Below are 14,823 nucleotides of genomic sequence, written 5' to 3' on the forward strand. Positions count from 1 at the left end.
CGGCGCACCGTGAGGACCATGAGGGCCATGAGGACGCCCACTCGGATCGCCGTCATCGGCGTCGGCAATGAGTTCCGGCGCGACGACGGCGTGGGCTGGGCCGTCCTCGCCCGGCTGCGGGAGCGGGCCGCGCGGCAGCCGCTGCCGCCCGGGACCGTGCTCGCGACCTGCGACGGCGACCCCGGACGGCTGATCGGGCTGTGGGAGGACGCGGATCTCGCGGTGGTCGTCGACGCCGCCCACGCGCACCCCGGCGTGCCCGGCCGCGTGCACCGCCTCGAACTCTCGGGCGGCCTTCCGGCGCAGCCGCAGACGACCAGTTCGCACGGCCTCGGCCTGGGCGAGGCCGTCGAACTGGCCCGTGCACTGGGCGTGTTGCCCGGCCATCTCGTCGTGTACGCGGTGGAGGGCGCCGAGAGCTCACTGGGCACCGGCCTCTCCCCCGCCGTCGAGGACGCCGTGGAACCCCTCGTCCGGGCCGTCGAGTCCGAGCTCGACCGGCACCGGGAGAGCGCGGCCAGGAGGCCGGCATGACGGTGCGGCGCTTCCATGTCGAGGGGATCGTCCAGGGCGTCGGCTTCCGCCCGTTCGTGTACCGCACCGCGTCCGCGCTCGGCCTGGACGGCTGGGTGGCCAATGTCGACGGGCATGTGGAGGGCGAGGTCGCCGGACCGCTCGGCATCATCGACGAGTTCGCGGCCCGGCTGCGCACCGACGCGCCGGCCCTCGCCCGGGTGCGCCGCGTCCGGCTGAGCGACGAGGGCACACCTGAGCAGGCGTATGGCCGGGGTTTCCAGGTACGACACAGCGCGCCCTTCGGCGTGGACGCCGCACCGCGCGAGATCCCACCCGACGCGGCGATCTGCGAAGCCTGCCTGGCCGAGCTGCACGACCCCCGCGACCGCCGCCACCGCTACCCGTTCATCAACTGCACGGACTGCGGGCCACGCGCCACGATCATCGACGACCTGCCCTACGACCGGATCCGCACCACCATGCACCGCTTCCCGCTGTGCGCCCGGTGCGCCGCCGAGTACGCCGATCCGGGCGACCGGCGCTTCCACGCCGAGCCCGTCGCCTGCCCCACCTGCGGCCCCCGGCTGGCCTGGGAGGACCTGCGCGGAGAAGACGCTTTGCGGGCAGCGGTGAAGACCGTCGAGGCGGGCGGGATCGTCGCGCTGAAAGGTCTGGGCGGCTACCAGCTCGTGTGCGACGCGGGCGATCCGGCGGCCGTGTCGGAGCTGCGGCGCCGCAAGCACCGTCCTACGAAACCGTTCGCCGTCATGGTCCGCGACCTCGGCACGGCCGCCCGGCTGGCGCAGGTCGGCGCCACGGAGGAGCAGGCGCTGACGTCCCCGGAGCGCCCGGTGGTGCTGCTCGCCCGGCGCCGGTGGCACGGCACCGCCCCGCTCGCCCACGAGGTGCACCCCGGTCTGATCCGCGTGGGCCTGTTCCTGCCCACCACCGGCCTGCACCACCTCCTCCTCGACGAGCTGGCCCGTCCCCTCGTGGTGACCAGCGGCAACCTCAGCGACGAGCCGATCGCCGTCGACGACGCGGAGGCCCGGCGCACGCTGGCCGGTGTCGCGGACGGCTTCCTCACCCACGACCGGCCGATCCGCTCCCGCTACGACGACTCGGTGGTGCAGTTCACCGGGCGGATCCGGATCACGGTCCGCCGGGCCCGCGGGCTCGCTCCCGCCCCCTTGCCGCTGTCCGTGGGTGAGCCGGTCGCCGGGGCCGGTGCCCAGCTCAAGCACAGCTTCACCCTGGCCGCCGACGGCCGGGCCCATCTCGGCCCGCACACCGGAGACCTGGCCGACCTGGCCGCACACGAGGCGTTCCTGGCCTCGTACGAGCACCTCAAGCGGCTCACCGGCATCGAACCGGCGGTCCTCGCCCACGACCTGCATCCCGGGTATCTGTCCACGCAGTGGGCCGAGGCACAGCCGCTGCGCCGCATTCCGGTGCAGCACCATCACGCACACGTGGCCGCGTGCGCGGCCGAGCACGGCGTGCAGGGAGACTTCCTCGGTGTCGCCTACGACGGCCTGGGACTGGGCGACGACGGCACGCTGTGGGGCGGCGAGATCCTCGTGGCCGATCTGAGCGGCTACCGTCGCGTGGGCAGGTTCGCGACCGCGCCCCTGCCCGGCGGCGACGCGGCGGTACGCCATCCTTCCCGCACGGCGCTGGGCCAGCTGTTCGGCGCGGAGACGCTGGGCTGCCCGCGCCCGTATCCCTGGCTCACCCGGGCCTTCACGGACCGGCTCGATCCGGCCGAGGTCGCCGCCGTGCGCGCGATGGTCGCTCGAGGCGTGAACTGCCCCCGCGCCTCCAGCGCCGGACGGCTCTTCGACACGGTCGCCGCGCTGCTGGGGCTGTGCGACCGGGCCCGTTACGAGGGCGAGGCGGCCGTCCTGCTCGAAGCGGCCGCGGGTGCCGAGCACGCCACGGCCCTGGCCCATCGGGTGGTCCGGGCGCAGGGCCTGTGGGTGTACGACTCCACGCCGACGCTGGCCGATCTGCTGGAGCGGCGGCTGGGCGGGGAGCCGGTGGCCCGGCTGGCCGCGGCCTTCCATCTGACGCTCGGGATCGTCACCGCGGAACTCGTCGCGCGGGCCGTGGCCGAGGGCGCGCCGCGCACCGTCTGTCTCAGCGGTGGCTGCTTCGTCAACCGCCGTCTGCTGACGGAGGTGCGGCGGCGGCTGCACGCGCAGGGGCTGCGGGTGCTGGTCGGCGGTCAGGTCCCGGTCGGGGACGGCGGCATCAGTTACGGCCAGGCGGCGGTCGCTGCCGCACGGCTGGCCGGGGAGAGGTGAGCGCACATGTGCCTGGGCATCCCGGGACGGGTCCTGGAGATCCACGACGACGCGGGGCTGCGGATGGCCACGGTGGATTTCGGGGGGATACGGCGCGAGGTCTGTCTGAGCTGCACGCCGGAGGCGGATGTGGGGGCGTACGTGATCGTGCACGTCGGATTCGCGATCACCTTGGTCAACGAGGCGGAGGCCGAGCGGACCCTCGACGTGCTGCGGGCCATGGCGGGGGCCGTTGAGGGAGAACTGGGCGAGGCCCTTCCGTAGCGCCCGGTCGGCAGAGCGCTGTGCGGCAGGCCGCATCTCGGCCACAAGCCACGTGCCGGCCGCAGGTCGTCGTGGCGTCTGGGCTTGGCTGGGTGCGCCCACGCGGTGGAGCCGCACATCGATGCCCCGCGCCCTTTCGGGGCGTTTCGGGGGTCCGGTCGGCTTGTGCGGCTGGGCCAGTTGGCCCCTGCCTCAGGTGGCGGGCGCCGTCAGAAGCTGAGAGTGGAGTCAGCGACGAGGAGGAGCGACATGAGCGCAGCCCCGGCCGTGCTCGATCGGGACGGGCTCAATGCCCTGGTCGCGGTGCTGGTGGCGGACGGACGGACCGTCGTCGGGCCGACCGTCCGCGACGGTGCGATCGTGCTGTCCGAGCTGACCTCGGCGGATGCCCTGCCGTACGGCTGGGGTGTCGAGCTGGAGGCCGGGCGGTACCGGCTGGTGCCGCGCGAGGACGGTGCCGCCTTCGCGCACAGCGCGGGCCCGCAGTCCTGGAAGAACTTCCTGCACCCGCCCCGGGAGCGGCTGTGGAGTGCCGACCGGACGGAACAGGGCGAGGTGACGTTCACCGCGCAGGAGCCCGCGGCCCCGGCGTACGCCTTCCTCGGTGTCCGGCCGTGTGACCTGCGGGCCATCGCCATCCAGGACCGTGTGCTGACCGGCGGCCGCTACGAGGACACGGGCTACGGCAGGCGCCGGTCCGGCGCGCTGCTGATCGCCGCCGAGTGCACGGAGCCCGGCGCCACCTGCTTCTGCGTCTCCACCGGCGGCGGACCCGCCGCCGACCCCGGCTACGACCTCGCGCTCACCGAGGTGGTCGACGAGGACGGGCACCGGTTCCTGGTGCGCGTGGGCAGCGAGGAAGGCGCCCGGCTGCTGGAGCAGGTCCCGCACCACGGCGCCGACCTGGTCACGGAGGCCACCGCCCGCGCCTCGGTGGACGCGGCCCGCGACCGGATGGGCCGCTCGCTGCCCCCGGTCGACCTGCGTTCCCTGATGGGCGCGAGCCTGGACGCCGAACGCTGGAACGACGTCGCCGAGCGCTGTCTGACCTGCGGCAACTGCACCATGGTCTGCCCGACCTGCTTCTGCACCACCACGGAGGAGGTCACCGATCTGACCGGTGACCACACCGAGCGCTGGCAGCGCTGGGACTCCTGCTTCGACCTGGACTTCTCGTATCTGCACGGCGGCTCGGTGCGCCACTCGCCCCGCAGCCGCTACCGGCAGTGGCTCACCCACAAGCTCTCGACCTGGCACGACCAGTTCGACACGACCGGATGCGTGGGCTGCGGGCGCTGCATCGCCTGGTGCCCGGCCGGCATCGACATCACGGAGGAAGTGGCCGCCCTGCAGGCCGAACGCGGAACGGAGTCGGACTGATGCCCCCCTCGATCGCCCTGCGCATGAACCACGCGCTGCCCGCCGAGCACCGCGAGCGGCTGCTGCGGGTCGGCCGCGAGGCCGTCTTCCCGCAGGGCAGCCGCCTCTTCGAGGAGGGCGGGCACGCGAACCGGTTCTGGATCATCCGCAGTGGGACGGCCGCCCTCGACATCCACGTTCCCGGCCGCCGCCCGCCCGTCGTCGAGACGCTCGGCGTCGGCGATCTCCTCGGCTGGTCCTGGCTGTACGAGCCGTTCGTCTGGCAGCTCGGCGCAGGGGCCGTCACGCCCCTGCAGGCCTACGAGTTCGACGCCGTAGCCGTCCGTCTGATGTGCCTGGACGACCCCGGGTTCGGGCTTGCCGTGGAGCACTGGGTCGGCCGGGTGCTGGCCCACCGGCTGAACGCGGCCCGCGCCCGGCTGGTCGACCTGTACGGCATCTACGACACGAAGGACGAGCGATGACCGCGCTGCCGGTGCCCCACCGGGTGGTCGCCCGCCGGGCGGAGACCGCCGACACGGTCACGCTCCGGTTCGAACCGGTGGGCTCCGCACTGCCCGACTTCCTGCCGGGGCAGTTCGCGATGGTGCACTCCTTCGGGCGTGGCGAGATCCCGGTGTCCGTCAGCTCCGTGCAGGCCACCGGCGGTCTCGCGCACACGATTCGCTCGGTGGGCGCGGTCTCCGACGGGCTGTGCGCGGCCCGGGTCGGCGACGTCGTCGGCATCCGCGGTCCTTACGGCACCAGCTGGGAGTCGGCGCGGGCGCGCGGCCGTGACGTCGTGATCGTGGCGGGCGGCATCGGTTTCGCCCCGCTGCGGCCGCTGATCCTGGCGGTGCTGGCCGAGCCGGCCGCGTACGGGCGGGTGAACGTCCTGATCGGTGCGCGCACCCCGGGCGATCTGATCGCCCGGGCGGAGGTGGCGGGTTGGGCCACCGCGTACACCGGTGTGACGGTGGACCAGCCCGAGGTCGACTGGCGGGGCGACGTGGGCGTGGTCACCCAGCTGCTCGGGCGGGCGCAGTTCGAGCCGGAGGAGACGACGGCGTACGTGTGCGGTCCCGAGCCGATGATCCGGGCCACAGCCCGCGAACTCGCCCACCGCGGGGTGCCCCGCGACCGCATCCGGGTCTCGCTGGAGCGGAACATGCGGTGCGCGACCGGGCACTGCGGGCACTGCCAGCTCGGTCCCCTGCTGGTGTGCCGGGCGGGTCCCGTCGTGGGATGGGAATGCGCGGAACCCCTGCTCTCCGTAAGGGAGTTGTGAGATGACCGCCACGAAGACCAGGCCCCGGCTCGCGGTGTTCAAGCTGGCCTCCTGCGACGGCTGCCAGCTCACCCTGCTGGACTGCGAGGACGAACTCCTGGCGCTGGCGGGCGAGGTGGACATCTCGCACTTCCTGGAGGCGTCCAGCGCGGTGGAAGCGGGTCCCTACGACCTCTCCCTCGTCGAGGGTTCGATCACCACGGCCGAGGACGCCGAACGGATCCGGGCCATCCGCGCCGCCTCGCGCCACCTGGTGACCATCGGGGCATGCGCCACGGCCGGCGGCATCCAGGCCCTCAGGAACTTCGCGGACGTCGACGAGTTCCGGCGCACGGTCTACGCGCACCCCGAGTACATCTCCACCCTCGCCACCTCCACCCCCGTCTCGGCCCATGTGGACGTCGACTTCGAGCTGCGCGGCTGCCCGATCGACCGCAGGCAGCTCATCGAGGTGATCACCGCGTTCCTCGCCGGCCGCAAGCCGGACGTGCCGAACCACAGTGTGTGCTTCGAGTGCAAGCGGCGCGGCACGGTCTGTGTGACGGTCGCCCACGGCACGCCGTGCCTCGGCCCAGTCACGCACGCCGGGTGCGGAGCGCTCTGCCCGGCGTACCACCGCGGCTGCTTCGGCTGCTTCGGCCCGTCCGGGTCGGTGAACCTGCCCGCACTGATCCCGCTGCTGCGCCGCGACGGCCTCGACGAGGACGAGGTGGTGCGGTTCCTGCACACCTTCAACACGGTGGCCTTCGAAGAGGAGTTGGGCAAGTGACGCACCGCGGATCCCGTGTCCTGCACGTCGGCTCGCTGTCCCGGGTCGAGGGCGAGGGCGCCCTGCGTCTGAACGTGCACGACGGCACGGTCACCGACGCACGGCTGGAGATCTACGAACCGCCGCGCTTCTTCGAGGCGTTCCTGCGCGGGCGTTCGTACACCGAGCCGCCGGACATCACGGCGCGGGTGTGCGGGATCTGCCCGGTGGCGTACCAGATGAGCGCGTGCGCGGCGATCGAGGACGCGTGCGGGGTGACGGTCGACCCGGTGATCCGGGACCTGCGCCGGCTGCTGTACTGCGGCGAGTGGATCGAGAGCCAGGTCCTGCACATCTATCTGCTGCACGCCCCGGACTTCCTCGGCCGGGCGAGCGCGATCGAGCTGGCCCGCACCCATCGGGCGGAGGTCGAGCGCGGGCTCAGGCTCAAGAAGGCGGGCAACTCCCTGATGGAGCTGATCGGCGGGCGGGCCGTGCACCCCGTCAACGTACGGCTGGGCGGCTTCCACCGGGTGCCGACGCGCGCCGAACTGCGGCCGCTCGCCGAGCAGTTGAAGCAGGCGCTGGACGACGCGTGGGAGACCGTGCGCTGGGTGGCCGGCTTCGAGTTCCCGGATGCCGAGGTCGAGGCCGATCTGCTGGCGCTCGCCGCTCCGGACACGTATGCCATCGAGGGCGGCACCCCGACGGTGCTGCGCGCGGACGGCTCCACCGCTTCCTTCCCGGTGGGGGAGTTCACCGAGCGTGTCGCCGAGACCCATGTGGAGCACTCCACCGCGCTGCACTCGCGGCTGGACGGACGGCTGCATCTCACCGGCTCCCTCGCCAGGTTCGCGATCAGCGGCGCGCGGCTGTCGCCCGTGGCGCTGGAGGCGGCCGTCGAGTCGGGGCTGGGCGATCCGCGCGAGGGCGCCGTGTGCCGCAATCCGTTCCGGTCGATCCTGGTGCGGGCGGTGGAGAGCGTGTACGCCGTCGCGGAGGCGCTGCGGATCATCGACGCCTACGAGCCGCCCAAACAGCCGTACATGGACGTGCCTCCGGTCGCGGGCGTCGGCCACGGCGCCACCGAGGCACCCCGCGGACTGCTCTATCACCGCTACGAACTCGACGCCGACGGTCTGGTGACCAGTGCGCTGCTGGTACCACCGACGGCACAGAACCAGGGTGCGATCGAGGACGACCTGCGTCGGCTGACCCAGCGTGCGATCGGCGAACGCGACCCGGACGACGCCGAGTTGACGGCCCTGTGCGAGCGGGCGATCCGCAATCACGACCCGTGCATCTCGTGCTCCACCCACTTCCTCGACCTGACGGTCGTCCGTACCTCGTCGGACACCTCGCCAGACATTCCGGGAGGCTGCGATGCCTGAATCTCCGTACACCGTGAGCGATGTGATGACGCACACCGTCGTCGCCGTCGGCAGTGAGGCGCCCTTCAAGGAGATCGTCGAACTGCTCGACCAGTGGAAGGTCAGCGCCCTGCCGGTCCTGGCGGGCGAGGGCCGCGTCGTGGGGGTGGTCTCCGAGGCGGATCTGATGGCCAAGGAGGAGTTCCGGGACACCGAGGAGGGTGATCCGGAGATCCGGAGGAAGGCCGGCGCGATCACCGCGGGCGAGCTGATGAGCGCCCCGGCCGTGACCGTGCACGCCGACGCCTCGCTGGCCGAGGCCGCCCGGATCATGGCCCGCCGGCATGTCAAGCGGCTGCCCGTCGTGGACGGGGTGGGCCTGCTGCAGGGCGTGGTCAGCCGCAGTGATCTGCTGAAGGTCTTCCTCCGTGACGACGAGGAGATCGCCCAGGAGATCCGGCACAGCGTGCTGGGCCAGCTCCCGGTCACCGCTCCCCTGACCGTCAGCGTGAAGGAGGGCGTCGTGACGCTGGGCGGCTCCCTGCCCGACCGCATGCTCGTGCCCGTGGTGGCGCGGGCGGTGCGGGCGGTGGAGGGGGTCGTGGACATCCGGCTCGATCTCACGCATCGATGACGCACGCGGAGGGCCGATGAAGTACCTCGACGAATACCGCGACCCCGTCCTCGCCCGGCGACTGCTGGACGAGCTGCGGCAGACCGCCACCCGGCCCTGGCGGATCATGGAGGTGTGCGGCGGGCAGACCCACACGCTGGTGCGCCAGGGCATCGACGAGCTGCTGCCCGCCGGGATGCGGATGATCCACGGACCCGGCTGTCCGGTCTGTGTGACCCCGCTGGAGACCCTGGACCGGGCCATGGCCATCGCCGCCCGGCCCGGCGTGATCCTCACCAGCTTCGGCGACATGCTGCGCGTGCCCGGCACGGACACCGACCTGCTGTCGCTGCGGGCGCGGGGCGCGGACGTACGCGTGGTCTACGCCCCGATGGACGCCGTACGCCTGGCCGCCGACCGGCCCGACCGGGAGGTGGTCTTCCTCGCGGTCGGCTTCGAGACGACCGCGCCGGCCAATGCGATGGCCGTACTGCACGCGGCCCGCCTCGGGCTGACGAACTTCTCGATGCTGGTCAGTCATGTCCTCGTGCCGCCCGCCATGACGGCGCTGCTCGACGACCCCGACTGCGAGGTGCAGGCGTTCCTCGCGGCCGGGCATGTGTGCGCGGTCATGGGCTGGACCGAGTACGAGCCGATCGCCGACCGCTACAAGGTGCCCATCGTGGTCACCGGCTTCGAGCCGCTGGACCTCCTGGAGGGCATCCTGATGGCCGTACGCCAGCTGGAGGCCGGCCGGGCCGAGGTGGAGAACCAGTACGTGCGCGCCGTGCGCCGGTCCGGCAACACCGACGCGCAGGACGCCGTCCGGGCGGTCTTCCGGGTCACCGACCGGGCCTGGCGGGGCATCGGGGCGCTGCCCGACAGCGGTCTCGAACTCGCCGACGAGTACCGGCAGTTCGACGCCGCCCGCCGCTTCGACGTGGGCGGGCTGTGCCCCGTCGAGGACGCGGAGTGCATCGCGGGCGCCATCCTCACCGGGGCGAGGCTGCCCACCGACTGCGCCGCGTACGGCACCCGTTGCACCCCCCGCCATCCCCTGGGCGCGCCGATGGTGTCGTCCGAGGGCACCTGCGCCGCCTTCCACGCGGCCGGACGTACTCCGGCGAGGAGCACGGCATGAGCATCCAATGCCCCACCCCGAACCACGAGGACGAGGTCGTCCTGCTGGGCCACGGCGCCGGCGGACGTCTCACCGCGGAGCTGCTGGATCAGCTCGTGCTGCCCGCCGTGGGCGGCGGCACGGGCCCGCTGGAGGACGCCGCGCTGCTGCCCGGCCATCCCGGCCTGGTGATGAGCACCGACAGCTTCGTCGTCAGCCCGCTGTCCTTTCCCGGCGGGGACATCGGATCCCTCGCCGTGCACGGCACGGTCAACGACCTCGCGATGCGGGGCGCCTGGCCGCTCGCCCTGTCCGTGTCCCTCATCGTCGAGGAAGGGCTTCCCCTCGCCGAACTGCGCTCCGTCATGGCCTCGTTGGGCAAGGCGGCGCAGGACGTGGGCGTGCCCGTGATCACCGGGGACACCAAGGTCGTGGGCCGTGGTGCGGCCGACCGGCTGTTCATCAACACCACCGGCGTGGGTCAGCGGCACGAACTGCTGTGCCCGTCGGCCGCGTTGGCCCGGCCGGGCGACGCCATCCTGCTGTCCGGGCCCGTCGGACTGCACGGCACGACCGTGCTGAGCACCCGTGAGGGACTCGGCTTCGAGAGCGACATCGCCTCCGACACGCGGCCGCTGCACCGGCTGGTGCGCGCCCTGGCACCGCTGGGCGCCGCGATCCATGTGCTGCGCGACCCGACCCGGGGCGGACTGGCCGCCGCACTCAACGAGATCGCCCGGGACTCGTCCGCCGCCGTGGAGATCGAGGAGAGTGCCGTCCCTGTGCCGCAGGCGGTGGCCTCCGCCTGCGACCTGCTCGGCCTGGACCCGCTGGTCGTCGCCAACGAGGGATGCCTGGTCGCCTTCGTCGACGCCGGCGCGGCCGAACGGGCGCTGGCCGCCCTGCGGTCGCTGCCGGAGGGGGCGCAGGCGGTGCGGATCGGCGAGGTGCTGCGGGAGGGGCCGCGCGGGCGGGTCACCCTGCGGACACTGGTCGGCGCCCGGCGCATCGTGGACATGCCGCTGGGCGAACAGCTCCCCCGGATCTGCTGACGCCGGATCTTCTGAGGTCAGGCACGGCGAACGTCGTCGTGGACCAGGCCTGCGATGTGGGTGGTGACGGTGTCGAGGATGTCGGTCCAGGCCGATTCGTCGCCCAGGACGAGGTAGTTGAGGGTCAGGCCGTCGGTCATGGCGGCCAGGTAGCGGGCCAGCACCGTTGCCGGGACGGCGAGTTGAAGGTCCATGGTGCGGCGCAACCCGTCGATGAGCTCGGTGTAGGCGGCGCCGTACAGCTCGTACTGCCGTCGCGCCAGGTGCTCGCATCCCGGCTCGCGCAGGGCGTACTGGGTGAGTTCGTAGGTGAGCATGTGCTCGTCGGGGTGGGCGCGGACGTGGTCCCAGTACGCCTGGAAGCCGGCCCGGACGGTCTCCACGAGCGTGGCCCTGGGCCGCAGGGCCTGCTTCACCACCGTCACCGAGTGGTCGGTGAGGGTCGTGATGACGGCTTCGACCAGCGCCTGCTTGGAGTCGAAGCAGTAGTGGAAGACGCTCAGGGACACGCCCGCCTCGGCGGCGATGGACCGGGTCGTCGTCCTGGCGACGCCGTCCCGGGCCATCGCCCTGATCGCCGCTTCCGTCAGCTGTCTGCGCCGCTCGGCCGACGGCATGCGTGCCATGTGCGTCCTCGGGGGGTGAGGGACCTCAGGCGCTGTGGACGCCCACTTCGTACAGCGAGTATCCCCAGTCGGTGCCGCGCTGCAGGCCGTGGATGCGGACATAGCGGGCCGGTGTGCCGGTGAAGCGGGCGGTGTCCAGGCCGCCGTCGCCGGAGGTGGTGGACCAGACGGTCTGCCAGTCGGTGCCGTCGGTGGACAGTTCGATGCGGTACGACTTGCCGTAGGCGCGCTCCCAGTTCAGCGTGACCCGGCTGACCCGGTGGGTTGCGCCGAGGTCCACCTGCCACCACTGGTCGTCGCTCCAGTCGCTCGCCCAGCGGGTGCCGCCGTCACCGTCGACGGCCCGGCCCGGCTGGTAGCTGGTGAACGGGTTCCACTCCGACGAACTGGCGGTGGCACTCGCGCCCTTGGCGAGGTCGACCGATGCCTGGTGCTGCTCGGTCGCCCCCCAGGTGTCGAGGTAGGACTCGGCGCCCCGCATCAGGTCGTTCACCACGCCCTGGCCGCCGCCCCGACGGATGTCCTCGATCCAGTCGGGGATCATGCCGACGTGGGCGGCGCCGTCGGTGTTGAAGTCGAAGGTGCGCTCACCGGTGATCTGCCGGTCGATGACCGAGCCGCCGTCGGCACTCTTGAAGGGATAGATGACCTTGTTCGGGGCGTCGGCGCCGCGCGGGGCCGGGTGGTCTCCGATGCCGTTGAAGTCGGTGCCGTAGCCGTAGCCCACGTGGTACTTGTCGCGCAGCGCCTTGGTGCGGGCGGCCTCCGCCACGAACCCCTGGGAGCCGTGCATGTACTGGGCGACGAAGCCGCCGAGGGAGTAGACGCGCTCCGTCCAGTTCAGGTCCATCCAGCTGTGCGAGGAGAGCACGCCGGGGTAGGAGGCGGCCTCGAAGATGTCCAGGGCCTGGCCGACCGCCTTGACGCTCATGTGGTCGATCTCCAGCATCATCTTGCGTTTCATCATGCCGCGCACGGCGTAGGCGCCGAGGTCGGTCAGGCCGCGTTTGTTGCACTGGGCGTCGGAGCCGTACGAGGGGACGTCCACGCCCGCCGGCAGGTCCTTCTCCGCGGCGGAGGAGGCGGTGCCGATGGGGTTGTCGTGCTGGGGGCCGGTGCACTTCTCGGTCTGCCAGAAGGTGCCGGTGGACAGGAACTGGCCGACGTTGATGGCCGTTCCGAGGCCTCCCGAGTCGAAGCGGACGCCGCACAGCGCGTTGTCGAACTTGTGGCACAGGAACATCGAGCGCACACCCAGCCCGTACAGCTCGTCCAGGCCCCTGTCGATGTCGGCCTTGCTGCACTGCGGTATGTCGAGGATCTGCTTGCAGCCGAACGGCTCGGAGGTCTCCACGCCCAGGACGACGGCCAGCTTGCCCTGCTTGATCACCTCACGGGCCTGTGCGCTGTCGGTGACGATCCGGAACCAGCCCTTGCCGGGGCCGCCGTACATCTTGTCGATGTAGTCCTGCAGTTGGTACGTCAGCCTCGCCTGCAGGCGGATGGAGGTCATCTCGTCGCAGCTGCGGTCCTTGAAGGGGTAGACCGAGCAGATCATGCCGTTGGTGACGAGGTCGTTGACCAGCACCCGCTGCCCGCCGCGCCAGGCCCGCTCCAGCCAGGCGTAGTAGTTCGCCTGATGGGTCATCGAGTCGTACGCCGGCCAGTCCTTGAAGGTCGGCCAGCCGACCGGGTCGTGCCTTCCGTCGCCGCCGTGGGTGATGTAGTCGAAGATCGCGAGGGAGCCGTCGGGGTAGTGCTCCGGACAGTCCTTGAGCGCGTCTGCGACCCCGGCATCGGAGAACACCTTTCCGCAGATCAGCCGGCCTCCGAAGGCCTCGTTGGAGAACAGGTGGTTGTGCGCGTCGACGAATCCGCGGACGTCGCCCGCCCCATCGGTGCCAGTGAAGGGCTCACCGGTGACGTTGATCTGGGCGTCCGGGGCCGGGCGCGAGGCCGGGATCCACCAGTCGTCGGCGGCCGCGGAACTCGGAGTGGGGCCGAGGGTGAGGGCCAGGAGGAAGAGAAGCAGCGACACCACGGTGACGTTCTTGCGTTTGCGGTACGAGCGTCGAGTCGGCGTCACGGCCCACGTCCCTCGGTCGGCGGGATCGCGCGGTTGACCAACCCATAAGGTTGTCATGACCAGCGCAATATATGGGACGAGGATCGGGGCGGTCGCCTTCCGAGTCAAGAGTCCGGGACGCTTGACCTGATGCCGCGCGACTCCCGCCGGCCATGCGCCACGAGGCCGTGCCCCTCAGCTGCCCGCACCGCATTCAGTGCGCATCCCGCTGGTCAGTTCTTCGCCCGTTCCGCCACCAGTTCGCCCGCAACACGTGCCGACCATGCCTCGATCTCGGGGAAGTTGCGGAAGTCCCCGCCCTTTCCGTTGCGTACGATCATCTTGGCGATCCGGCCCTTGGCGCCCTCCTGCAGGCAGCCGCCGAAGGTCACGTGCCCCCTGGCGTCGAGCCGGGTCATCGTGCGGCGCACACCCGGCACGGGCGGGATGTCCCGCTCCGAGGCCGAGGCGTCGAGAGGGCCGCTGCTGAAGAACCACAGCGGGCGCTCGGCCAGTGCGCGGCGGTGCCGGCGCACGAACCGGCGGGCGTCCTTGTGCCAGCGTCCGGCGTACAGCCCGCCGCCGACCACGACGGCGTCGTACCCCGTCAGATCCACGACGGCCCCGGCCGACAGGGCGGCAGCCGTGAGTCCCTCCTTGCGCAGGACCTCGGCCACGGCCTCGGCGATCCGCGCGGTCGATCCGTTCGTCGTCCCGTAGGCGACCAGCACGTTGCCCGGCATGGCGGTCCGCCTCCTCTCACAGCTTGCGCAGCCAGTCGTCGGCCACGCCGTGCAGGGCCTGCTCCTGGGGCTGGATCCTGGCGTCGTCCAGCCGGTAGGTGAGCTTGTCGACGACAGCGACGACGCCGTCGATCTGCCGGGTCATGGAGACGGCGATCTCCGTCTCGCTCTTGCGTTCCATCTGGCCCGAGAGCGTGACCACTCCCTCCACCACCTGGACGTCGATGCTGCGCGGCGGCAGCCACAGCGCGCGCACCAGCACCTCTTCGACGACCTCGGTGCGGATGTCCGCGTCGGGCCGCAGGAAGACCTGGAGCAGGTCGCGGCGGGTGACGATGCCGACCAGCCGGTGCTCCTCGTCGAGGACGGGCAGCCGCTCGATGTGGTGCTGCGCCATGGTGCGGGCCGCCTCGACGATGGTGTTGTCGGCATGCACCGTCAGGGGCGGCTCGGTCATCAGCTGACCGGCCGTGCGGGCCCCCGCCTTCGCGGCCCGCTGCCGGGACGCACGGGTCACCGAGGCCGGCCAGTGGCGCTTCTTCGGCTCGTACGGGTCCGGCGTCTGGGCCTGCCGGACCATGAGATCCGTCTCGGAGACGACACCGATGACCTTCTCGTCCTCGTCGACCACCGGCAGTCCGCTGATGCGGTGCTCGCCGAGCAGCCGCGCCACCTCCTTGAAGGGAGTGCCGTATGTCGCGCGGACGACGTCCGTGGTCATCACGGAGCCGACCTTGTTGTGCTTCATGACGT

General features: G+C 71.9%; 15 protein-coding genes. 11 read left to right on the forward strand and 4 right to left on the reverse strand.

The window, feature by feature from the left end; translation table 11 throughout:
- Positions 1-27: 27 nt before the first annotated feature.
- The 11 genes from ACFY1U_RS39025 to hypE all read left to right on the forward strand — a co-directional run bounded on the left by ACFY1U_RS39025 (position 28) and on the right by hypE (position 10,636).
- Positions 28-534: a hydrogenase maturation protease gene (locus tag ACFY1U_RS39025; protein ID WP_390698773.1), complete on the forward strand. Its 507-nt coding sequence runs from the start codon at positions 28-30 to the stop codon at positions 532-534.
- Entirely contained in the window at positions 531-2,822 is a 2,292-nt protein-coding gene (gene hypF, locus ACFY1U_RS39030; protein WP_390698774.1) for a carbamoyltransferase HypF, read from the forward strand. The genes ACFY1U_RS39025 and hypF overlap by 4 nt, the downstream gene beginning before the upstream one ends.
- 6 nt (positions 2,823-2,828) lie before the next feature.
- Positions 2,829-3,086 (forward strand): HypC/HybG/HupF family hydrogenase formation chaperone, encoded by a 258-nt coding sequence (locus tag ACFY1U_RS39035; RefSeq protein ID WP_390698775.1) that lies wholly within the window; start codon positions 2,829-2,831, stop codon positions 3,084-3,086.
- A gap of 249 nt (positions 3,087-3,335) precedes the next feature.
- Positions 3,336-4,466 (forward strand): 4Fe-4S dicluster domain-containing protein, encoded by a 1,131-nt coding sequence (locus tag ACFY1U_RS39040; RefSeq protein WP_390698776.1) that lies wholly within the window; start codon positions 3,336-3,338, stop codon positions 4,464-4,466.
- Complete coding sequence (locus tag ACFY1U_RS39045; RefSeq protein WP_390698777.1) at positions 4,466-4,930, forward strand: Crp/Fnr family transcriptional regulator; 465 nt, start codon at positions 4,466-4,468, stop codon at positions 4,928-4,930. Before ACFY1U_RS39040 ends, ACFY1U_RS39045 begins: the two co-directional genes overlap by 1 nt.
- Positions 4,927-5,733: an FAD/NAD(P)-binding protein gene (locus ACFY1U_RS39050; RefSeq protein WP_390698778.1), complete on the forward strand. Its 807-nt coding sequence runs from the start codon at positions 4,927-4,929 to the stop codon at positions 5,731-5,733. Before ACFY1U_RS39045 ends, ACFY1U_RS39050 begins: the two co-directional genes overlap by 4 nt.
- Before the next feature lies 1 nt (position 5,734).
- Complete coding sequence (locus ACFY1U_RS39055) at positions 5,735-6,502, forward strand: oxidoreductase (RefSeq protein ID WP_390698779.1); 768 nt, start codon at positions 5,735-5,737, stop codon at positions 6,500-6,502.
- A complete protein-coding gene (locus ACFY1U_RS39060) occupies positions 6,499-7,872 on the forward strand; it encodes a Ni/Fe hydrogenase subunit alpha (protein WP_390698780.1) in 1,374 nt (457 codons plus the stop codon). The genes ACFY1U_RS39055 and ACFY1U_RS39060 overlap by 4 nt, the downstream gene beginning before the upstream one ends.
- Positions 7,865-8,485 carry a CBS domain-containing protein gene (locus tag ACFY1U_RS39065; RefSeq protein ID WP_390698781.1) on the forward strand — a complete coding sequence of 207 codons (621 nt, stop codon included), beginning with the start codon at positions 7,865-7,867 and terminating at the stop codon, positions 8,483-8,485. The genes ACFY1U_RS39060 and ACFY1U_RS39065 overlap by 8 nt, the downstream gene beginning before the upstream one ends.
- Before the next feature lie 16 nt (positions 8,486-8,501).
- Positions 8,502-9,605, forward strand: a complete 1,104-nt coding sequence (hypD, locus tag ACFY1U_RS39070) for a hydrogenase formation protein HypD (protein ID WP_390698782.1) — start codon at positions 8,502-8,504, stop codon at positions 9,603-9,605.
- A complete protein-coding gene (hypE, locus tag ACFY1U_RS39075; protein ID WP_390698783.1) occupies positions 9,602-10,636 on the forward strand; it encodes a hydrogenase expression/formation protein HypE in 1,035 nt (344 codons plus the stop codon). The genes hypD and hypE overlap by 4 nt, the downstream gene beginning before the upstream one ends.
- Positions 10,637-10,653: 17 nt before the next feature.
- Here the strand turns inward: hypE and ACFY1U_RS39080 are convergent, their stop codons facing one another.
- From ACFY1U_RS39080 to ACFY1U_RS39095, 4 genes are all read right to left on the reverse strand, one after another.
- On the reverse strand, positions 10,654-11,262 hold the full coding sequence (locus ACFY1U_RS39080) for a TetR/AcrR family transcriptional regulator (protein WP_390698784.1): 609 nt from the start codon (positions 11,260-11,262) through the stop codon (positions 10,654-10,656).
- A gap of 25 nt (positions 11,263-11,287) precedes the next feature.
- On the reverse strand, positions 11,288-13,348 hold the full coding sequence (locus tag ACFY1U_RS39085; RefSeq protein WP_390698785.1) for a discoidin domain-containing protein: 2,061 nt from the start codon (positions 13,346-13,348) through the stop codon (positions 11,288-11,290).
- A gap of 212 nt (positions 13,349-13,560) precedes the next feature.
- Positions 13,561-14,070: a flavodoxin domain-containing protein gene (locus ACFY1U_RS39090; protein WP_390698786.1), complete on the reverse strand. Its 510-nt coding sequence runs from the start codon at positions 14,068-14,070 to the stop codon at positions 13,561-13,563.
- A gap of 16 nt (positions 14,071-14,086) precedes the next feature.
- Positions 14,087-14,818, reverse strand: a complete 732-nt coding sequence (locus ACFY1U_RS39095; protein ID WP_390698787.1) for a CBS domain-containing protein — start codon at positions 14,816-14,818, stop codon at positions 14,087-14,089.
- Between the last annotated feature and the right edge of the window lie 5 nt (positions 14,819-14,823).

The organism is Streptomyces sp. NPDC001351 (genome assembly GCF_042896045.1).
Classification (GTDB): Bacteria; Actinomycetota; Actinomycetes; order Streptomycetales; family Streptomycetaceae; genus Streptomyces.

What these genes read in the sequence shown, in the direction of transcription:
- ACFY1U_RS39025 (WP_390698773.1), top strand. Translation starts at nt 28, where the DNA reads ATGAGGACGCCCACTCGGATCGCCGTCATCGGCGTCGGCAATGAGTTC.
- hypF (WP_390698774.1), top strand. Translation starts at nt 531, where the DNA reads ATGACGGTGCGGCGCTTCCATGTCGAGGGGATCGTCCAGGGCGTCGGC.
- ACFY1U_RS39035 (WP_390698775.1), top strand. Translation starts at nt 2,829, where the DNA reads ATGTGCCTGGGCATCCCGGGACGGGTCCTGGAGATCCACGACGACGCG.
- ACFY1U_RS39040 (WP_390698776.1), top strand. Translation starts at nt 3,336, where the DNA reads ATGAGCGCAGCCCCGGCCGTGCTCGATCGGGACGGGCTCAATGCCCTG.
- ACFY1U_RS39045 (WP_390698777.1), top strand. Translation starts at nt 4,466, where the DNA reads ATGCCCCCCTCGATCGCCCTGCGCATGAACCACGCGCTGCCCGCCGAG.
- ACFY1U_RS39050 (WP_390698778.1), top strand. Translation starts at nt 4,927, where the DNA reads ATGACCGCGCTGCCGGTGCCCCACCGGGTGGTCGCCCGCCGGGCGGAG.
- ACFY1U_RS39055 (WP_390698779.1), top strand. Translation starts at nt 5,735, where the DNA reads ATGACCGCCACGAAGACCAGGCCCCGGCTCGCGGTGTTCAAGCTGGCC.
- ACFY1U_RS39065 (WP_390698781.1), top strand. Translation starts at nt 7,865, where the DNA reads ATGCCTGAATCTCCGTACACCGTGAGCGATGTGATGACGCACACCGTC.
- hypD (WP_390698782.1), top strand. Translation starts at nt 8,502, where the DNA reads ATGAAGTACCTCGACGAATACCGCGACCCCGTCCTCGCCCGGCGACTG.
- hypE (WP_390698783.1), top strand. Translation starts at nt 9,602, where the DNA reads ATGAGCATCCAATGCCCCACCCCGAACCACGAGGACGAGGTCGTCCTG.
- ACFY1U_RS39080 (WP_390698784.1), bottom strand. Translation starts at nt 11,262, where the DNA reads ATGGCACGCATGCCGTCGGCCGAGCGGCGCAGACAGCTGACGGAAGCG.
- ACFY1U_RS39090 (WP_390698786.1), bottom strand. Translation starts at nt 14,070, where the DNA reads ATGCCGGGCAACGTGCTGGTCGCCTACGGGACGACGAACGGATCGACC.
- ACFY1U_RS39095 (WP_390698787.1), bottom strand. Translation starts at nt 14,818, where the DNA reads ATGAAGCACAACAAGGTCGGCTCCGTGATGACCACGGACGTCGTCCGC.